The sequence below is a fragment of the Streptococcus oralis genome (assembly GCF_015561235.1).
Taxonomy (GTDB): Bacteria; Bacillota; Bacilli; order Lactobacillales; family Streptococcaceae; genus Streptococcus; species Streptococcus oralis_BK.
On sequence record NZ_JADMTC010000001.1, the window covers coordinates 593,550 to 613,625 of the forward strand.

The 20,076-nt window shown below is 40.3% G+C and carries 19 protein-coding genes and 1 pseudogene; 5 read left to right on the forward strand and 15 right to left on the reverse strand.

Translation table 11 applies throughout. From position 1 onward, the window contains the following. Positions 1 to 26: 26 nt before the first annotated feature. Together I2H52_RS03080 and mazE are read right to left on the reverse strand one after the other, a co-directional pair. Entirely contained in the window at positions 27 to 383 is a 357-nt protein-coding gene (locus I2H52_RS03080; protein ID WP_045617136.1) for a type II toxin-antitoxin system PemK/MazF family toxin, read from the reverse strand. Then, positions 367 to 582, reverse strand: coding sequence for a type II toxin-antitoxin system PemI/MazE family antitoxin (mazE, locus tag I2H52_RS03085; protein WP_045617137.1), 216 nt, complete (start codon positions 580 to 582; stop codon positions 367 to 369). The genes I2H52_RS03080 and mazE overlap by 17 nt, the downstream gene beginning before the upstream one ends. Before the next feature lie 211 nt (positions 583 to 793). Here mazE and ylqF point away from each other — a divergent pair, with 211 nt between their 5' ends. From ylqF to xerS, 5 genes are all read left to right on the forward strand, one after another. Beyond that, positions 794 to 1,645, forward strand: coding sequence for a ribosome biogenesis GTPase YlqF (gene ylqF, locus I2H52_RS03090; RefSeq protein WP_084938618.1), 852 nt, complete (start codon positions 794 to 796; stop codon positions 1,643 to 1,645). After that, the gene (locus I2H52_RS03095) at positions 1,632 to 2,399 is read left to right on the forward strand and encodes a ribonuclease HII (protein WP_195594163.1); all 768 of its coding nucleotides are present in this window, start codon (positions 1,632 to 1,634) and stop codon (positions 2,397 to 2,399) included. Before ylqF ends, I2H52_RS03095 begins: the two co-directional genes overlap by 14 nt. A gap of 25 nt (positions 2,400 to 2,424) precedes the next feature. Next, positions 2,425 to 3,975, forward strand: coding sequence for a ClC family H(+)/Cl(-) exchange transporter (locus I2H52_RS03100; RefSeq protein ID WP_195594167.1), 1,551 nt, complete (start codon positions 2,425 to 2,427; stop codon positions 3,973 to 3,975). Between the two features lie 53 nt (positions 3,976 to 4,028). Continuing rightward, positions 4,029 to 4,769, forward strand: coding sequence for a CPBP family intramembrane glutamic endopeptidase (locus tag I2H52_RS03105; RefSeq protein ID WP_045617142.1), 741 nt, complete (start codon positions 4,029 to 4,031; stop codon positions 4,767 to 4,769). Positions 4,770 to 5,123: 354 nt separating this feature from the next. Next, positions 5,124 to 6,194 (forward strand): tyrosine recombinase XerS, encoded by a 1,071-nt coding sequence (gene xerS, locus I2H52_RS03110; protein WP_045617143.1) that lies wholly within the window; start codon positions 5,124 to 5,126, stop codon positions 6,192 to 6,194. An 86-nt stretch (positions 6,195 to 6,280) separates the two neighbouring features. Here the strand turns inward: xerS and I2H52_RS03115 are convergent, their stop codons facing one another. The 13 genes and pseudogenes from I2H52_RS03115 to I2H52_RS03175 all read right to left on the reverse strand — a co-directional run bounded on the left by I2H52_RS03115 (position 6,281) and on the right by I2H52_RS03175 (position 20,022). Next, positions 6,281 to 6,922: a hypothetical protein gene (locus I2H52_RS03115; RefSeq protein WP_045617146.1), complete on the reverse strand. Its 642-nt coding sequence runs from the start codon at positions 6,920 to 6,922 to the stop codon at positions 6,281 to 6,283. A 244-nt stretch (positions 6,923 to 7,166) separates the two neighbouring features. After that, entirely contained in the window at positions 7,167 to 8,156 is a 990-nt protein-coding gene (locus I2H52_RS03120) for a lipoate--protein ligase (protein ID WP_195594170.1), read from the reverse strand. 59 nt (positions 8,157 to 8,215) lie between these two features. After that, positions 8,216 to 9,919 (reverse strand): dihydrolipoyl dehydrogenase, encoded by a 1,704-nt coding sequence (gene lpdA / locus I2H52_RS03125; protein WP_195594173.1) that lies wholly within the window; start codon positions 9,917 to 9,919, stop codon positions 8,216 to 8,218. 43 nt (positions 9,920 to 9,962) lie between these two features. Then, positions 9,963 to 11,006, reverse strand: coding sequence for a dihydrolipoamide acetyltransferase (locus I2H52_RS03130; RefSeq protein ID WP_045617150.1), 1,044 nt, complete (start codon positions 11,004 to 11,006; stop codon positions 9,963 to 9,965). A gap of 332 nt (positions 11,007 to 11,338) precedes the next feature. Then, complete coding sequence (locus I2H52_RS03135; protein ID WP_000448704.1) at positions 11,339 to 12,331, reverse strand: alpha-ketoacid dehydrogenase subunit beta; 993 nt, start codon at positions 12,329 to 12,331, stop codon at positions 11,339 to 11,341. Positions 12,332 to 12,347: 16 nt separating this feature from the next. Further along, positions 12,348 to 13,316: a thiamine pyrophosphate-dependent dehydrogenase E1 component subunit alpha gene (locus I2H52_RS03140; RefSeq protein ID WP_195594176.1), complete on the reverse strand. Its 969-nt coding sequence runs from the start codon at positions 13,314 to 13,316 to the stop codon at positions 12,348 to 12,350. A gap of 177 nt (positions 13,317 to 13,493) precedes the next feature. Further along, positions 13,494 to 14,833 (reverse strand): annotated as a pseudogene (locus I2H52_RS03145) (MATE family efflux transporter). A gap of 41 nt (positions 14,834 to 14,874) precedes the next feature. Further along, positions 14,875 to 16,143 (reverse strand): dihydroorotase, encoded by a 1,269-nt coding sequence (locus tag I2H52_RS03150; RefSeq protein WP_195594179.1) that lies wholly within the window; start codon positions 16,141 to 16,143, stop codon positions 14,875 to 14,877. Positions 16,144 to 16,155: 12 nt separating this feature from the next. Continuing rightward, the gene (locus I2H52_RS03155) at positions 16,156 to 16,620 is read right to left on the reverse strand and encodes an NUDIX hydrolase (protein ID WP_195594182.1); all 465 of its coding nucleotides are present in this window, start codon (positions 16,618 to 16,620) and stop codon (positions 16,156 to 16,158) included. Positions 16,621 to 16,629: 9 nt separating this feature from the next. Further along, a complete protein-coding gene (locus I2H52_RS03160) occupies positions 16,630 to 17,283 on the reverse strand; it encodes a uracil-DNA glycosylase (RefSeq protein WP_195594185.1) in 654 nt (217 codons plus the stop codon). Positions 17,284 to 17,344: 61 nt separating this feature from the next. Further along, positions 17,345 to 18,037, reverse strand: a complete 693-nt coding sequence (locus I2H52_RS03165; RefSeq protein WP_195594187.1) for a YjjG family noncanonical pyrimidine nucleotidase — start codon at positions 18,035 to 18,037, stop codon at positions 17,345 to 17,347. 389 nt (positions 18,038 to 18,426) lie between these two features. After that, positions 18,427 to 18,969 carry a ClbS/DfsB family four-helix bundle protein gene (locus I2H52_RS03170; RefSeq protein WP_195594190.1) on the reverse strand — a complete coding sequence of 181 codons (543 nt, stop codon included), beginning with the start codon at positions 18,967 to 18,969 and terminating at the stop codon, positions 18,427 to 18,429. 129 nt (positions 18,970 to 19,098) lie between these two features. Beyond that, positions 19,099 to 20,022 carry a peptidase gene (locus tag I2H52_RS03175; protein WP_195594194.1) on the reverse strand — a complete coding sequence of 308 codons (924 nt, stop codon included), beginning with the start codon at positions 20,020 to 20,022 and terminating at the stop codon, positions 19,099 to 19,101. Between the last annotated feature and the right edge of the window lie 54 nt (positions 20,023 to 20,076).

A 20,076-nucleotide genomic window follows, 5' to 3' on the forward strand; every position in this document is an offset into this window, starting at 1 on the left:
CCTACCTTGTCTATGCATGGTAGGATTTATGTATCTCCAAAGATGTACTGGTAAAGTTGGACGACTTTCTGAAAACATTGTGTGTCCATTCTTGTTATTTTTCGAGCATTACGCATCCGAAAATCAAAGGTATACAATTGAAATGGATTGACAGCGCCATCTACCTTGTCCGACGAGACAGGAACGAGCAAGCCTTTTTCTGCCAAACGTTGTTGGCCATGAGTGATAGGGCAGACAGCTACAAAACCAGTTTGCAAGGCATATTCTCTCCTAGAAACTACCAAAGCAGGTCGCCGTTTCTGGATTTCTCGACCGACTGATGGATCAAAGTCCAGCCAAATGATATCCTGCTTTTCAGGAATATACTCAGATTTCGCTATCAAGTGACCTTACCCCTTCAAAATCATTTGTCATTCTCAAATTAGTAATCCCATCAAAAGGATCTTTCAGTTTTGGAGCTAAGACAATGACTCCGTCAATCCCTTTATAGACAACCATTTCTTGACCTTCTGTCATACCCAAATTTTTAGGAATGGTCACAGTGAGAGAATTCCCTACCTTCCGAGTCTTTACTGTATTCATTGCTCTACCTCCAGAAAAATGTATACACTAAGTATATACCTATCATCAAAAAAAGTCAAGTCAATCCTTACTGGTATCAAGGATGTTTCACACGATTACTATTTGTCATTTATTGTGGTCCAAGCCTGTGCAAAAGTTCCTAATTTATGATAGAATAGATGGTAGGAAAGAAAACGTTTTTACTACGTTTTTCAGTCGGAAAGGGAAATTTATGGCTACAATTCAATGGTTTCCGGGCCACATGTCTAAGGCTCGGCGACAAGTTCAGGAGAATTTAAAATTTGTTGATTTTGTGACGATTTTGGTGGATGCTCGCTTACCTCTATCTAGTCAAAATCCTATGTTAAACAAGATTGTGGGTGATAAACCAAAACTCTTAATTTTGAACAAGGCAGACCTTGCTGACCCCGCAATGACCAAAGAATGGCGTCAATATTTTGAATCACGGGGAATCCAGACTTTGGCTATCAACTCCAAAGAACAAGTAACTGTAAAAGTTGTGACGGATGCTGCTAAAAAGCTCATGGCTGATAAGATTGCACGCCAGAAAGAGCGCGGTATCAAAATCGAAACCTTGCGGACCATGATTATCGGGATTCCAAACGCTGGTAAATCAACTCTCATGAACCGCTTGGCTGGTAAGAAAATCGCAGTTGTCGGCAACAAACCAGGTGTTACCAAGGGGCAACAATGGCTCAAAACCAATAAAGACCTTGAAATCCTAGACACACCAGGGATTCTTTGGCCTAAGTTCGAAGACGAAACCGTCGCTTTGAAACTAGCCCTAACAGGGGCAATTAAAGACCAGTTGCTTCCTATGGATGAGGTGACCATTTTTGGTCTCAATTATTTCAAAAAACACTATCCAGAAAAGCTAGCTGAACGCTTCAAACAAATAAAAATTGAAGAAGAAGCTCCTGTTATCATCATGGATATGACACGTGCCCTTGGCTTCCGAGACGACTACGACCGCTTTTACAGCCTCTTCGTCAAGGAAGTACGCGATGGCAAACTTGGTAACTATACCTTAGATACATTGGACGACATCGATGACGACGATTAAAGAAATCAAAGGACTTCTTGCCACTGTTAAAGAATTAGACAATCCTCTTTTTCTGGAATTCGAAAAAGATCCTCGTTCTGGAGTTCAAAAGGAAATCAGCAAGCGTAAAAAAGCTATTCAGGCTGAACTGGATGAAGACCTTCGCCTGGAATCCATGCTTTCCTATGAAAAAGAACTTTATAAACAAGGATTAAGCTTAATAGCAGGCGTTGACGAGGTCGGCCGTGGTCCTCTTGCTGGACCTGTAGTCGCTGCAGCCGTTATCTTGCCAAAAAATTGTAAGATTAGAGGCCTCAACGACAGCAAGAAGATCCCTAAAAAGAAACATCTGGAAATTTATCAAGCCGTTCAAGACCAAGCCTTGGCAATCGGTATTGGTATCATGGATAATCACATCATTGACCAAGTCAATATCTATGAAGCGACCAAACTGGCCATGAAGGAAGCAATCTCCCAGCTCAGTCCCCAACCCGAGCACCTCTTGATAGATGCCATGAAACTGGAGTTACCAATTTCACAAACCTCCATTATCAAAGGAGATGCTAACTCCCTCTCGATCGCAGCTGCATCTATAGTGGCCAAGGTGACACGGGATGAATTGATGAAGGAATATGATCAGCAATATTCTGGATATGATTTTACAGCTAATGCAGGATACGGGACAGCTAAACATCTAGAAGGACTGGAAAAACTAGGTGTCACCCCAATTCACCGAACCAGTTTTGAACCAGTCAAAAACACTGGTTTCAACTAAGAAAGATAAGTAAGAGGAAATGATTATGGAGGAACAGTCAGAAACACTCAGTTCCAAGAAAGAATTTGCCTTTGCCTCAAGCACCATATTATCCCAAGTTGGGCGAGGAGTCATTGTTGGTCTTGTCGTCGGGCTCATCGTCGGATCCTTTCGTTTCTTAATCGAAAAGGGCTTCCACCTGATACAAGGACTCTATCAAGGTCAAGCGCACCTAGTCCGCAATCTTTTTATCATTAGTCTATTTTATTTAATTGTTAGCTGGCTCAGTGCGAAATTAACTCGATCGGAAAAAGATATCAAGGGTTCAGGAATTCCTCAAGTCGAAGCTGAACTAAAAGGTCTCATGACTCTCAACTGGTGGGGCATTCTCTGGAAAAAATATATTTTAGGTATTCTTGCTATTGCCAGTGGACTTATGTTAGGACGAGAAGGGCCAAGTATTCAACTTGGAGCGGTCGGTGGTAAAGGTATTGCCAAGTGGCTCAGATCCAGCCCAGTAGAGGAACGTTCCTTGATTGCAAGTGGGGCTGCTGCAGGACTAGCAGCTGCCTTTAATGCACCAATCGCAGGTCTCCTCTTTGTTATAGAAGAAGTTTACCACCATTTTTCACGCTTTTTCTGGGTCTCAACTCTAGCAGCTAGTCTCGTAGCAAACTTTGTCTCACTACTCATATTTGGCCTAACACCCGTACTGGATATGCCAGACAACATTCCTCTCATGACCCTAGACCAGTATTGGATTTACCTCCTTATGGGAGTTTTTCTCGGGCTATCAGGTTTTCTCTATGAGAAAGCTGTACTCAATGTCGGTCGAGTTTGTGACTGGATTGGTCAAAAAATCCATTTGGATAAAGCTTATTATCCAATCTTGGCCTTTATCCTCGTCCTACCAGTTGGGATTTTCTTGCCACAAATCCTTGGTGGTGGGAATCAGGTCGTTCTTTCTTTGACTGAGCAAGATTTTAGTTTTCAGGTTCTATTAGCTTACTTTTTGATTCGCTTTGTTTGGAGCATGATTAGCTATGGAAGTGGCCTCCCAGGAGGAATTTTCCTTCCCATTCTGGCGCTTGGTTCCTTACTTGGTGCCCTAGTTGGTGCCATTTGTGTCAATCTTGGACTTGTCAGTCAGCAACAATTCCCTATATTTGTCATTTTAGGAATGAGTGGCTACTTTGGGGCGATTTCCAAGGCTCCCTTAACTGCTATGATACTTGTTACTGAGATGGTAGGGGACATTCGAAACCTCATGCCACTTGGCTTAGTGACCTTGGTTGCTTACATCGTCATGGATCTACTCAAGGGTGCTCCAGTCTATGAGGCCATGCTGGAAAAAATGCTACCAGAAGAAGCAATAGACGAAGGAGAAGTCACCCTCATTGAAATCCCTGTGTCTGACAAAATCGCTGGAAAACAGGTTCACGAGCTCAACTTGCCACATAACGTACTCATCACCACCCAAGTCCATAATGGCAAAAGCCAAACAGTTAACGGCTCAACTAGAATGTATCTGGGTGATATGATTCACCTGGTGATTCCAAAAAGTGAAATTGGAAAAGTAAAAGATTTGTTGTTATAAGTTTTCGTTTACATAATTTATTTTACGTAAAATATTTTTTGATAGGATTCTCTATGAAAAGAAATAAGGCAATTGCGGTATATTTGCTAGGCACATTTAGCCAAATAGTATCAGCTTGTCTCCTTTTCTTTCTCTTGAATCTTTTTTCTATTCATTCCAATCTATTAACTATTTTAGGAATCATTGTTGGTGGGATTTCTTCAGCTCTTTGGGGAATAATTGTTGCAAATCACTATTTTCATATTCATTTTGAGAAGATTGTAAAAGATTTTTTGAAGATTCATACCAGTTATAAACACTATTTATTATCTTTTTTCCTTATTATCCTTGATTTTTCTTTTCTAATGTTTGGTGGGAAAATAATAGAATTTAGCTGGTATCTCCCATTTTTGATGTTCTTCAAATTTATTGTCTTTGGTGGTATAGAAGAGATTGGATGGCGATATGTCTTTCAACCAATCTTACAAGAGAAGCTACCATATTTTTACTCAACAATCTCAACTTTTTTCAGCTGGGCGCTTTGGCATCTATTGTTCTTTTACATAGATGGTTCCCTAGCAATACTGCAAACTCTACCGTTTTTATTTGGATTGCTGACAAATTCTTTCATACTCTCAGCTCTTTATATCAAAACAAAGAATCTTTGGATTTGCGTTATGACACATTCTATCATTAATGTCTTGTCTCAGCTAACCATAGATACTGATCTATACGAAACCTACCTGATTAAAATTTTCGTCATCTTGGTATCCTGTTATATGGTAATACATAAAAAAGATGAGTATAGTCGGTAGCTGATTTTGTTGGAAACAGTATTATTCTTTGGAAAAGTTATTTGCTAAGGAGGACATACATCATAATTCCAAACGCGAGGTGGCTATCCGTAAAAATATTCTTTCGACAAAAGACAGCAAAGGAAAAATGGCAATTGAAATATTATAGAGAAATCAAAATACAAGCATGACTTATTGTTGTTTTGCCGGATTACATACACACAAAAGACCTGTTTCTTATGATTGCAGAATCAGGTCTTTGTTTTTTCTAGAATTCATCAAACACTTATAACATCTTTCCGAAAAACTATAATTTTCTTGAAAAATATATAAGTCTATGCTATACTACTAGTAGACTAATTTAGGGAGAAAATCATGAAACGTGAGATTTTACTAGAACGAATCGACAAACTAAAACAAATCATGCCCTGGTATGTTCTGGAATACTACCAATCTAAGCTTGCTGTTCCTTATAGTTTTACAACCTTGTACGAATACCTCAAGGAATATGATCGATTTTTCAGCTGGGTTTTAGAGTCTGGGATTTCAAATGCTGATAAAATTGCTGATATTCCTTTATCTGTCTTGGAAAACATGTCAAAGAAAGATATGGAATCCTTTATCCTTTATCTTCGAGAGCGTCCTTTGCTCAATGCTAATACAACCAAACAAGGCGTTTCACAGACAACCATCAATCGAACCTTATCAGCACTTTCCAGTCTTTACAAATATCTAACTGAGGAAGTTGAAAACGACCAAGGGGAACCCTATTTCTATCGCAATGTAATGAAGAAAGTTTCAACCAAGAAAAAGAAAGAAACACTTGCTGCTAGAGCTGAAAACATCAAGCAAAAACTTTTTTTGGGTGATGAAACTGAGGGGTTTCTAACTTATATCGACCAAGAGTACCCTCAACAACTCTCAAATCGCGCTCTCTCATCATTCAATAAAAATAAAGAACGTGATTTAGCTATTATTGCCCTTCTCTTGGCGTCTGGTGTCCGCTTATCTGAAGCTGTTAATCTGGATCTAAGAGATCTCAATCTCAAGATGATGGTTATTGATGTCACTCGAAAAGGTGGCAAACGTGACTCGGTTAATGTCGCTGCTTTCGCCAAGCCTTATCTAGAAAATTATCTCGCCATTCGGAATCAACGCTATAAGACAGAAAAAACAGATACAGCACTCTTTCTGACACTCTACCGAGGTGTTCCCAATCGTATCGATGCTTCCAGTGTTGAAAAAATGGTCGCAAAGTACTCTGAGGACTTCAAAGTTCGTGTAACACCCCATAAACTCCGCCATACCCTAGCAACTAGGCTCTATGATGCAACTAAATCTCAAGTTTTGGTCAGCCATCAGCTAGGCCACGCAAGCACACAAGTCACTGATCTCTATACCCATATCGTTAATGATGAACAGAAAAATGCGTTGGATAGCTTGTGATTTTACGTAATATAAATTATGTAACACATTAAATGTTAGAAAAAGAGCGTAGATCTTTGATAGAATCTTACGCTCTTTTATTCTTTCTATAAAAATTCGATCCAATAATTACGGTGTGGCTCAATAATAATTGGTTTTCCCCAGAATGATTTTAGATAGGCCAAGTTTGCAGGGGTGATCGGTCCTTTTTCACCATTGTACTTCTCTGCACTCTCTTCCGTTAAAAAGCATTTAACTGCTTCATATGGTGTACCATCGCTCGCTATTCGATCAATCCCTAAATAAGCAATCTCATCACCGGCTTTTGGAAAATCTCTAAATAGTTTACCAATAAAATAAACCGTCTTATCTTTCATTAATTCATAAGCCTTACTATTTTCTAGTCTGTTATTCGCTACAGCGTACATAATACAAAAACTATCCACGATATCTTTCAAAGGCATTAATTCTTCTTTATTGACCATAATTTCGTCGGGAGCAAGCCCACCAATGATTAAGTTTTTATAGTGAGGTTGCTGAATGATATTATCTAAAGCCATTCCTAATGGTAGTTGGACAGCTTGATAGCCTAATGGTTCTAGCTCTTGATTTTTCTGGTCATGGTGTCCTTGTGTGATACTGATATTTAAATCATAAGGACTGGTAGATTGTTGCTTCTTAAAAAAAGCCACTACGATACGATCTAACTGTTCAAATAGACCAAGATTTTCAACTGGAACTTTCATCATTGAATTTGATCCCCTTTTTGCTTCAGACTTCCTCTATATTCTACACTCATTATTTTTGAATATCAAGTTTAAGATAAAAGTGTCTGGGACAAATGTCTAACTTTAAATATAAAAAGCGAACAAAATCAGTTATCTGACACTCAGAATTCTGTCTTGTTCGCTTTTTTGTCTAATCTATCGATTTTTAAAATTTATAATAAAGAATTCCTAAAATCAAAATCTTTTTGTCCCAGCCTCTTTTAATTTAGTCAACCACAGCCTCTGCAATTTCTTCTGCAGTAATTCCTGCGAAATAACGGCCTAAATTAATCGTTTGAAGGGCTTTAAGGACATCTTCACGTTCGTATTTCACTCCACGAAGGACATCTTCTACAGCTGCAACGTCTTCGATACCAAAGAAGTCGCCATAGATCTTGATGTCTTGGATTTTTGATTCAAGGACGTTGGCAAAAACTTCAACCTTACCACTGGTAAATTTTGTTCCAAGACGAACGTTAAATTCAGGTGATTTACCGTAGTTCCAGTCCCAAGTTCCAAACTTGGTATCCTTGATACGGTTAATTTCAGCCAATTCTTGTTCAGAAAAAACATATTCAGTCATCTCTGGGTACTCTTTTTTCATGTATTCCAGTAGCAAGTCTCGGAATTCTTCAACTGTGATTTTTTCTGGTAATTCATTGATAATATTGGTTACACGGCCACGAACGGATTTCACACCTTTTGATTCAAATTTATCTTTTGAAACCTTGAGGGCGTTAGCAAGGACTGATAAATCAACGTCAAAGAGCAAGCAACCATGGTGCATAATACGTCCATTGATATAAGCTTGGGCATTGCCACAGAATTTTTTGCCATCAATCTCAAGGTCATTACGGCCTGTGAACTCAGCTTTAACGCCTAGTTGAGCCAAGGTATTGATAACTGGAGTTGAGAAGCTCTTGAAGTCAAAGGCCTTGTTTTCATCTTCTTTTGAAATGATGGTGTAGTTGAGGTTGTTTAAATCGTGGTAAACAGCTCCACCACCACTGATACGGCGGACTACCTCAATACCATTTTCTCGAACATAATCACGGTTGATTTCTTCAATAGTATTCTGGTGACGACCAACAATGATAGATGGTTTGTTAATCCAAAGAAGGAAGATTTGATCCTCATCCAAAAGGTGTTTAAAGGCATATTCTTCCAAGGCGATATTAAAAGCAGTGTCGTTTGAATGATTGATAATATATTTCATGATATCCCTTTATATGATAGAGACTGGAAAATATCTTCCCAGTCTATTCTATCTTCGATTTATTTTTTCTTAGGTGAATGGATGGCCATTCCTAGAACATCCGCAAATGCTTCGTACATCACTTCAGAGTAGGTTGGGTGTCCATGAATAGTCTTCAGCATTTCTTCGACAGTAATTTCCATTTCAATAATGCTTGACGCTTCGTTGATCAATTCTGCAGCTGCAGGACCAATGATATGAACACCAAGTATTTCACCGTATTTCTTATCTGCAATGACTTTAACGAATCCTTGAGCAGCATCAGATGCAATGGCACGTCCGTTCGCCGCAAAGTTGAATTTACCGATAGAAACATCGTATTTCTCACGGGCTTGTTCTTCGGTCAAACCTACTGCTGCTACTTCTGGAAGAGTGTAAATGGCTGCAGGAGTCAAGTTAAGTTTCGCTACGACGTGGTTTCCTTTAAGCGCATTCTCAGCTGCTACTTCTCCCATACGGAAGGCAGCGTGGGCCAACATCTTAGTACCATTGATATCACCTGGTGCATAGATACCTGGAACAGAAGTTTCCATGTATTCGTTAACCTTGATACGACCACGATCCAATTCAAACTCAACATCGCCAATACCTTCAAGATCTGGAACGCGACCGATTGAAAGAAGAGCTTTGCTTGCGATGATATCGTCTTTTCCTTCAACTTTGATACGAAGTTGACCATCTTCCTCGATAATTTCTTGCAGTTTTGTACCTGTTAAGATGGTCATTCCTTTACGTTCAAGGATCAAGCGAAGGTTCTTAGAAACTTCAGCATCCATAGCTGGAACGATACGGTCCATCATTTCGATAACAGTTACCTTTGAACCAAATGTCATAAAGGCTTGACCGAGTTCGATACCGACAACTCCACCACCGATGATAACAAGGCTTTCTGGAACTTCGTTCATTTCAAGAATGTCATCACTTGTCATCACGAGTGATGATTTCATACCAGGAACGTTGATCTTGCTGACTTTCGAACCACCAGCAAGGATGATTTTCTTGGTTTCAAGCAATTCCGAACCATTGACCAAGACATTCTTGTCTTTAGTGATGGTACCAATTCCTTTATGAACAGTAACTCCGTAGCTACGAAGAAGACCTGCAACTCCGCCAACCAAAGTATTGACAACCTTAGACTTGGTTTCAAGTAGTTTATCCATATCTACAGTGAAGTTTGGATTTTCGATGACGATACCACGGTTTGCTGCATGACCGATGTTTTCGATGATTTCAGCGTTGTGAAGGTAGGTCTTAGTTGGGATACAGCCACGGTTCAAGCACGTTCCACCGAGTTCAGATTTTTCAACAAGGGCTACCTTACCACCGAGTTGGGCTGCTTTAATCGCTGCAACATAACCAGCAGGACCTCCACCAATTACAACGATATCAAAGGCATCATCGCTCTTACCATCGTCGTTTGAGGCACTAGCTGCGGGTGCAGGTTTTGATTCTGGCACAGCTGCTCCAGCAGTCGGGATGTTTTCCCCTTCTTCGCCAAGGTAACCGATAACTTCAGTTACTGGAACAGTTTCCCCATCTCCTTTAAGGATGGCAATCAAGTATCCATCTTCTTCGGCTTCCAATTCCATACTGACTTTGTCAGTCATGATTTCCAAAAGGATTTCTCCTTCTTTTACAAATTCACCGACTTTTTTATTCCACTGGACGATTTGTCCTTCTGTCATATCCACGCCGGCTTTTGGCATAATTACTTCTAAGGCCATGTCTTACTTCCTTTATCTAAATCTCTAAAATACAATAGCTGACTTAAACCAACATTGAGATTGGATTCTCAATCAAAGCTTTCAAGTCTTTCATAAACTTAGCACCAGCCATACCATCTACGACACGGTGGTCAATGGTTAATCCTAGACTCATGATTGGTCGGATAACAATCTCACCATTGACAACAACTGGTTTCTCGATTGTCGAACTTACACCCAGAATAGCTGAGTTGGGTTGATTAATGATCGGGCCAAAAGATTGAACACCAAACATTCCCAAGTTACTGATTGTGAATGTCGAATTTTGAAGTTCACTTGGAGCCAATTTACCATCCAAGGTACGACCAATGACATCTTTGAAGGCTACAACCAACTCTGATAAGCTCATCTTTTCAGCATTATAAACTACAGGTGTCATCAATCCATTATCCATTCCAACTGCCATAGCAAGGTTGACATAATTATGAGTGATAATGGTCTTGCCGTCTTCTGTCAATGAAGCGTTGATGTAAGGATGTTTCATCAATGTCTTAACAACAGCCAGTGAAAGAAGATCAGTAACCGTAATTTTCTTACCAGTTGCTTCCATGATTGGTTCAAGAACCTTCTTACGAAGAGCTAGCATTTCAGACATATCGACATCGTAGTTGAGCGTGAAGGTTGGCGCAGTTAGGTAGGATTCAACCATACGTTGGGCGATTACCTTACGCATTGGAGTCATCGGAATACGCTCAATCTCACCATAAGGAGTGATATTGTCTGGAACTTCTTCCACTTTTTCGATTTGAGCAGGAGACTTGATGGTATCGTTTTCGATATTTTCAGGAAGCAAGGCCAAAACGTCCTTCTTCATGATCTTGCCACGATGGCCTGTTCCTTGGATTTCCTGCCAAGCAATGTTATGTTCGAGGGCAATTCGTTTTGCAAGTGGCGAAATGCGAACCACATTTGTGTCTTTATAAGTTTCCACGTCTTCTTTGTGGACACGACCGTTTGCACCTGAGCCAGAAACGTCGTAGAGGTTGATCCCTAGATCATCCGCTAACTTTCTAGCCGCAGGAGTCGCTCTTAGCTTGTCATCAGCCATGACCTCTCCAATTCTAATTATGATACTAAGGGCGTAAAAAGCGACTGAAAAATAGAAAATCTACACAGGCTTCGATGGAGTCAAGAAGATTTATCTTTTTTCTGAGCTTTTAGCCCGTGTTCAACTCTACAAGTAACTTGGACACGGAACGTGTCTCAAGTTACTACGGTTGCCGCTATCAGGCCGTCAACCTAGTAGACTTACTAAGTCGTTCGTCGAATATAATCGATTCGACTCCCTTCTGTCGCAACTTTACAAATAACTTAGATACAAAACATATCTCAAGTTGCTAAAGTTAAAAACTGTTTTTACATAATTTATTTTATGCAATTTTATTCTTTGTTATAGGTTTTACGGATGGCATCTTTGATGCTTTCAACGGTTGGAATCATTGCATTTTCTAGATTTTGTGCGTAAGGCATTGGCACATCCTCTCCGGCGCAACGGCGGATTGGTGCATCTAGATAATCAAATGCTTCTGATTCTGAAATAATAGCTGAAATCTCTCCAATATAGCCACTTGTTTTGTGGGCGTCGTTGACAAGCACCACCTTACCAGTCTTCTTCACTGAGTTAATGATGATATCCTTATCAAGCGGAACGAGGGTACGTGGGTCCACAATTTCAACTGAAATTCCCTCTTCTGCTAATTCTTCAGCAGCTTGAACCACACGACGAAGCATTTTACCATAAGTAACGACTGTTACATCTGTACCTTCACGTTTGATTTCACCAACTCCAAGTGGGATTGTGTAGTCTGGATCAACTGGAACTTCCCCTTTTTGGTTAAATTCTGACTTGTATTCAAGAATGATAACTGGGTTGTTATCACGGATAGAAGACTTGAGCAGTCCTTTCATGTCAGCAGGCGTACCTGGAGCTACAACCTTAAGACCTGGGATGTGTGTAAACCAAGACTCTAGAGACTGAGAGTGCTGAGCTGCAGAACCAACTCCGTTACCAGCTGCACATCGGATAGTCATTGGAACCTGACCTTTTCCACCAAACATGTAACGTGTTTTAGCAGCTTGGTTGACGATATTATCCATGGCAATAACCGAGAAGTCCATGAAGGTCATATCGACGATTGGACGAAGTCCTGTCATGGCTGCTCCTGCTGCTGCACCTGAGATAGCAGCTTCAGAAATCGGACAGTCACGGATACGTTCTGGACCAAATTCTTCGAGCATTCCAACAGAAGTTCCGAAGTCTCCTCCGAAGACACCGACGTCTTCTCCCATCAAGAATACATTTTCATCGCGACGCATTTCCTCAGACATAGCAAGGATAATGGTGTCACGGAACGACATTGTTTTTGTTTCCATTTTTATCTCTTTCTCCTTAGTCTGCGTAAATATCTTCAAATGCTGATTCTAGTGGTGGGAATGGGCTTTCTTCTGCAAATTTAACAGAAGCTTCTACTGCTTCCTTGACTTGTGCTTGAATTTCTTCCAATTCTTCTGCACTTGCAATATTGTTTTCAATGAGGTATTTGCGAAGGTTTTCGATTGGGTCTTTTTGTTTCCACAAATCCACTTCTTCACGCGTACGATATTTACCAGGGTCAGATGATGAGTGACCAAGCCAGCGATAGGTTACACTTTCGATCAAGACTGGGCCATTGCCACCACGAACATGATCTACTGCTTTCTTAAATCCTTCATAAACGTCGATGACATTGTTTCCATCTTCGATAAACATTCCTGGGATTCCATAAGCAGCACTACGTTGATGGATATGCTCCACATTGGTCATTTTCTTGATATCCGCAGAAATCCCATAACCGTTGTTAATGCAGTAGAAAATAACAGGAAGTTTCCAAATAGAAGCCATATTCACTGCTTCGTGGAAAACACCTTCGTTGGTCGCACCATCTCCAAAGAAGCAGACAACGATTTTACCAGTATGTTGCATTTGCTGACTGAGGGCTGCACCGACAGCGATTCCCATACCACCACCTACGATACCATTGGCACCAAGGTTACCAGCATCAAGGTCAGCAATGTGCATGGAACCACCTTTTCCTTTACAGGTTCCAGTATATTTCCCAAGGATTTCAGCCATCATTCCGTTGAGGTCAATCCCCTTAGCAATAGCTTGCCCGTGTCCACGGTGATTTGAGGTAATCAGATCATCTGGATTAAGAGCCAGCATCGCTCCGACGTTAGCAGCTTCTTCTCCGACAGAGAAGTGAGTCATACCAGGAACTTTTCCCTTTTTCACTAACTGAGCAATTTTTAAGTCCATGCGACGGATTTCTTCCATCTTACGGAACATCTCTAGCAAAAGATTTTTATCTAAAGTTGACATAATCTTGCCTTTCTAACATTGTTCTTACCTTACTATTTTACCTTTTTTAGTATACACTGTCAAAGTATTTGTTAAGAAAAATTCACAAAATAGAAAAAAGAAATCCCCGAAGAAACAGGGATTTTCTTTGATTAGAATATTTTTTCACAAAGTGTTTTTGAAGCTATTTTCCGAAAATTAGTTGATTTTTTTCATAATCGTTTGCAAGCGCCATTGGTAGAGGATAGCACTAACGACTAAACTCGCTATCAAACCAATCCAGTAAGAATAGGCGCCCAAAGTTGTTACATGGTCTAAGAATAAACCTAGTGGAATAGACACAGCCCAGTAAGCAATTACACCAAGATAAAAGGGAACAACCGTATCCTTATAGCCTCTCAAAATTCCTTGTAAAGGAGCTGCAACGGTGTCAGCTAACTGGAAAAATAGACTATAAGTTAGGAAGGTAGATGTTAGTTCAATGAAGTCAGGATTATTTCCATATAAACTGGCTACGACATCTCTCAAGATATAGAGGAAGCTTAAGGTAAAGCCTGCAAATATCAACGCTATCCAACGACCAAGTTTAATATAGGTCTTGGCATCATCAAAACGCTTAGTACCAACTTCATAAGAAACAACTATGGCCATGGCAGAGGAAATGCTCACAGGAAAGGCATACATGAGAGTTGAGAAGTTCATGGCTGACTGGTGGCTGGCAATAATCATAGACAAGAATTTAGCCATAATCAAACCAACGACTGAAAAAATAATAACCTCAGCAAAAACTGTACCACCGATTGGTAAACCCAAACGAATCCCTTCTTTGATCTTCACTAGATTAAGCGGAAGCGGTTTTTCCAAATGAAACTCTTGTAACTTTTCCTGTTTTAAAAGAATGATGACAGAGATTCCAAGGAGGCACCAGTAAGCTAGGGAAGTACCTAAGCCTGCTCCTGCTCCCCCTAACTCTGGAAAACCAAAGCCACCGTAAATTAACAAATAGTTAAATCCACAATTTAAAGGAAGCAATAAGAGCATAAGGTACATAGATAGCTTGGTCAGACCGAGTGAATCAAGTAGCGATCGGATAACACTGAAAAGCAACAAGGGAATAATTCCGATAGACAAATACCAAAGATAAGAAACTGAAACTGCTGCCACTTGTTCTTCTAGTCCAATATGGTTTAAAACGGGGGCGCTAAGAATATTACCATCCCAAGCAAAATCAGAGACAATCCAAAAGCTAAGTAGATAAATTGGTAAAAATCCGATGCTACTTCTTCCTTTTTACCCCGTCCTAGATGATGGCCTATAATGGGAACCATGGCCGAAACAATCCCTGTTAAAAAAGTAAAGAAAGGATTCCATAGACTCGTTGCAGTTGATACTCCTGCCAAGTCCATGGTATTGTACTGCCCCGTCATGGTTGTATCGACAAAAGAGGCAGAATAATTGGTAAATTGATAAATCAGGATAGGGAAAAATATCTTCAGAAATAAGACAAACTTATCTTTAAATTGATGGGTTGGATACATACAGGCTCTCTATTCTTATAGTTTATAGAGCAGAATCCCATCTAGTTTTGGTAGACGATTTGTCCCTTACAGATAGTATATTTGACCTGCCCTTTTAAAGTTTCACCGATAAATGGTGAATTAGCTGCTTTTGAAGCAAAGTGGGAGTCCACAAGACGGTCAGCCTTAGCATCAAAGATAGTGATATCCGCTGGACCATTCTCAGCCAAGTAACCTACTTCAAAGTTATACAATTTAGCTGGATTAACAGTCATTTTTTCTAGCAATTCCATCAAGCTTAGCTCACCAGCTTCCACCAAATAAGTCAGACCAAGAGAAAGAGAGGTTTCCAAACCAGTCATACCAGATGGCGCTTTAGTGATATCCTCTACATTCTTCTCGTCTGTATGGTGAGGCGCGTGGTCTGTCGCGATTACAGAAATGACTCCCGACTTGAGACCTTCAATCACGGCACGACGATCTGATTCCAAACGAAGAGGAGGATTCATTTTGGCATTGCTACCTTGAGTCAATAGGAGTGCTTCTGTCTTTGAGAAATGCTGTGGAGCTACTTCTGCTGTGACTTGTGCACCTAAACCTTGGGCGAACTCCACCACCTTGACACTTTCTTCCTTAGACAAATGCTGGATGTGAACATGGGCTTTGGTTGCATAGGCAATCATAACATCACGCGCAATCATAGCGTATTCTGCTACACCTGTCGCACCACAGATCTTAAAGTGGTCTTTAGCAATGTTTTCATTGAAACCAAGAATACCGTTCAAACCAGGGTCTTCCTCGTGAAGGCAAACAAAAGTACCAAGTTTCTTGGCAGTTTCCAAGGCTTCTTTGAGAACCTTGCTGCTCTCAAGCGGAATACCATCATCTGAAAAACCAACAGCTCCAGCTTCTAAAAGCGCCTTAAAGTCAGTTAAGTCTTGCCCATTAAAATTCTTAGTAATAGTTGCAACCGTTCTGACGTTAATCTTTTCCTTGGCAGCAGACTGGAGAACTTCTTGTAATGTCTCTACATCCGAGATGGTTGGATTGGTATTAGCCATCATGACAACCGTTGTAAAGCCACCTGCAGCGGCTGCTAGGGCACCGGTATGGATGTCTTCTTTGTGTGTTTGACCAGGTTCACGGAAATGAACATGGATATCAACCAGTCCAGGCGAAACCACAAGACCAGTAGCGTCGATCAGTTCTGCTCCTTCTTCCTTAATTTCAGGGGCAATTTTGACAATTTTTCCATCTTCGACCAAAACGTCACACACTTGATCCAAACCAGACTTGGGATCCATGACACGACCATTTTTGATTAGTAACATAGCTCTACTCCTTTATTCATAAAAATCAACCTGGGTATCCAATAATTTATCCCCATCATACACAAACTTAGCTGAAAAGAAGGGTTTGTCCTCTAAAAGCCACTCAACAAAGGTGTGGTCCCCTTCCCAAGTCGGCTTGCTCAAGACTTCATCATAGGGAACCCACTCTAAGGTCCCCTCATTGCAGTCAATCAAGTCACCCTCAAACTCCGTCACCTTAAAAACATAGGTGTACCAGTCTAAATCTGGTGTGAAATCAGGAAAAGTAATGACTCCTTTTAGAACAGGCTTGGCTTTCAGACCTGTTTCTTCGAAGATTTCACGCGCCGCGCATTCCTGAGGCGTCTCTCCTCTCTCTAGCTTACCACCCACACCAATCCATTTCCCTTTATGGACATCATTGGGTTTCTTATTACGATGGAGCATGAGCAGTTCTTTTCCGTTATCAATGTAGCAAATCGTCGCTAACTGAGGCATATTCTCTCCTTATCTAAGCCAATCGATTGGCACTTGTCCTGTCTCTTTTAAAAATGCATTAGCCTTGGAAAAAGGCTTGGAACCCCAAAATCCTCTGAAAACAGATAAAGGACTAGGATGGGCTGATTCGATAATCAAGTGGTGTGGATTGGTAACCAAGGCCCTCTTCTTACGTGCATAAGCGCCCCAGAGTACAAAGACCACTGCCCTATCCAGATTATTGACCACCTGAATCACAGCATCTGTAAAGGGCTCCCATATCTGTCCAGCATGACCATTGGCCTGCCCAGCAGGAACGGTCAAGCAAGCATTGAGAAGTAAAACTCCTTGCTCAGCCCAAGCAGTCAAATCATGGGATGCTTTAACTCCGACATCATCTGCTAATTCTTTCAAGATATTTTGCAAGGATGGTGGAGCTGGAATAGAGTCAGGTACAGAAAAGCTCAAGCCCTGCGCCTGACCTGGTCCGTGATAGGGGTCTTGCCCTAGAATCACCACCTTAACCTCTTCAAGCGGTGTTGTCAAGAGAGCCTGAAAAACCTTTTCCTTGGGCGGATAAACAGTTCCCTGAGCATAGACTTGCTCCATAAACTGATTGATTTTCCCAAAAAACCCCTCAGGTAATTGCTCCTTAATTAAAGCATGCCAAGATGAGTGTTGCATCGCCAACTCCTTCGTTTTTACTGCTTCTATTATAGCAAAAAGTGGCTATCTAAACCACTTTTTACAGTTTATCCAAACAATCCAGCAAGTCTTGGTAAGAATGGACTTCGTAAGTCGGATGGGCTTGCGTCTTATTTTCTAGATGATAGGGATTGTACCAGATAGTGTCAATCCTAGCATTATTGCCACCTTGAATATCTGCTGTTAGGGAATCTCCAATCATCAGCGCTTTTTCTTTATCAAATCCAGCAATCTCTTGACCAATTTTTTCATAGAATAGTGCATCAGGTTTTTGAGTTTGCAACTGCTCAGAGATAAAGACTTGGTTGAAATAGGGAGCCAGACCTGATTGAGCCAGACGACCCGTCTGAATGGCAGTAATGCCATTTGTCGCAGCATACAAGTCATAATCACGTTCGATGAGGCTGTCTAAAAGTTCATGTGCGCCTGAAAAAGTTTGACCTTGTTGAGCGAGGTAAAATTGGTAACGCTGGGCTAGAAAACTACCGTCTTTTTCCTGTCCAAAATGAGCAAATAAACGAGAAAAGCGCGTGTTAACCAGCTCGTGTTTACTAATTTTCTTTTGCTCCAAGTCTTTCCAGAGAGCCTTGTTCATGGGAACGTAATAATCTTTGTAGGTTTGGATATCTGCAACTCCTTCTTCTTTTAGAAGTTGGGTCAGAGCCACATCCTCAGCAGCATCAAAATCAAGCAAGGTGTGGTCAAGGTCGAAGAGTAGAAATTTGTAGGGCAATTTGAAGTTTTCCTTTCTGAAAAAGCTTTATGACTATTATAGCATAAAGTAAGAAAGCAAAGCCAAGCAATTTATTCCATCTATTTGATATACAATAATCACAACAAAATGATACAAGTATACTTACAAATCACTCTCCTAGCCTTTTGACAGCCCAAATCTTTCAGAATAGAATAATCCTAACTATCGAACGCTCTGACTTCATAGATATATATGTAATTCTAAACTTAGAATTACAATAAAATAAATGTTTTAGAGCTATTCTAAGTCTATGATAGCCTTAAATTTTAATTTTTGAAGGATTCTAAAGTTAGAATAGCTCTAAAATAACAAGAACCAAGCTATTCGAAGCTTAGAAGAACCTTTTCTAAACCTCATTATCAATTCATCTAGTTGCTCTTGCAATTTTTCTGATGAGCTTTGAGTTTTTTCAGAGCCCAGTCATAGTGACTGGAGGTGCTACTGACAAAGTAGGAACCTAGACTTGTTCCTCCCGTCCACTTATAGACACCTTTTGTGAACAATTCGTCATTGCTGAAGCCTTCCATCAACTCTAAAACCTCTTTATGCGATTGATTGAGGAGTTTGGTCGCTTCTTCTAAGGACGTTCTCTGGTGCTTCTTCCAAAAAGCGACATTCATTTCCCCATAAGTTTTCCAATTATAAGGTTCAGGGAGAAAAGGTCTTTCATGACCCTTTTGATTGGAATGTACCCAGGTTAAAAGTAACTGATGCCATTCATAGAGATGGATCAGGACATCCCGCAGATTTTTATCTCTTTTCCAGTGAGCTTCTTTTTTCTTTTGGTCTTTTGAAAAATCAAAAGGAGTCTGTAGCTCCTCTTCACTTAATTTAGAGATAAAGTGATTGAACTTTTTATAGTTTTCCTTAGAGGCTAACACTAGCTCCTCTTTTGTTTTTGGTCTAGGCATAGGAGTTCTCCCTTCATTTTCAAGTAGAATAAGCTATTTTCTTACTTCATTATACCACAATCAAAAAGCAGTTCTTCATTTTACGAAAAACTGCTTTTACTTGCCATTTTATAAAAGTTAGGAGCGCCCCTAGACTTGCTTATTTACATATAAATCTTTAAAGAGACCATCCACTTCTGCTATCCGATAGAGCAAGTGGGATAGTTCTTGGTAATCTTCTTTTAAACATGAAAGGTGGGCTTGGCCAAATAGAGTAGCCAATTCCTCTTTTAATCTTGCCCCTTCTGGATCATGATCTTTTAAGAATTGACTGAGATAGAGATTTCGAACAGCCGCAAGTTTGAAGCTGAAATACTGATGCAATTGTTTTTGCTCTGTATTTAAGCCATTTTCAGCAACTGCTTTTGCATAGCATTCCAAAACACTGTTTTGACCATTCAGATATCGGTTTTTCATAATCCTTGCTGTTTCCTGATAGATTTCAGTCTGACTAGGACTCTTGACCTTCTTAAAATTTCCCCACATGGAGTATGCTCCACGCTTATAGTCAATAGCCTCCGCCTTCCAAGCTTCTAATATGTCATTAAAAGCAACCTTCATACAGGCAAAACCAGCTGGATTATGCAAATAGAGATACTGATCATCAATGTCATACACGGTTACGAAGTGATCCACGCCATAAAGGATTGTGTGATTGGGATTGTAGGTCAGATGGCCCATATCAAGAGGTCCCAGTACGACAGGTCCATTGGACAGAAATATTTCCAACTTTCCTTTAACCTCTTCCAAATCTACTTCTGATTTATCCTTTAGATAGAAGTCCTCATAGTCAAACCCAAGTATATTTAAGGAATGGGAGATGGAAAGGTCTGGCATTCCATTATCAAAGAATACTAAAGGGTGCACCTCATCTTCCTTCACGATACTAGCGCCATTTCCCATCACCATAATTGCCTCTAAAAACTCTGCTTTAAAGTCATAACCATAGGCATCCAGTGCCATTGCCAATGAATAACTATAGCAAAGTGACACATCTCCAAAATACATCTGCATATTCCTACCTCCTTATCTTCTATGGGACTATTATACCGAGAAAACTACTCGCAT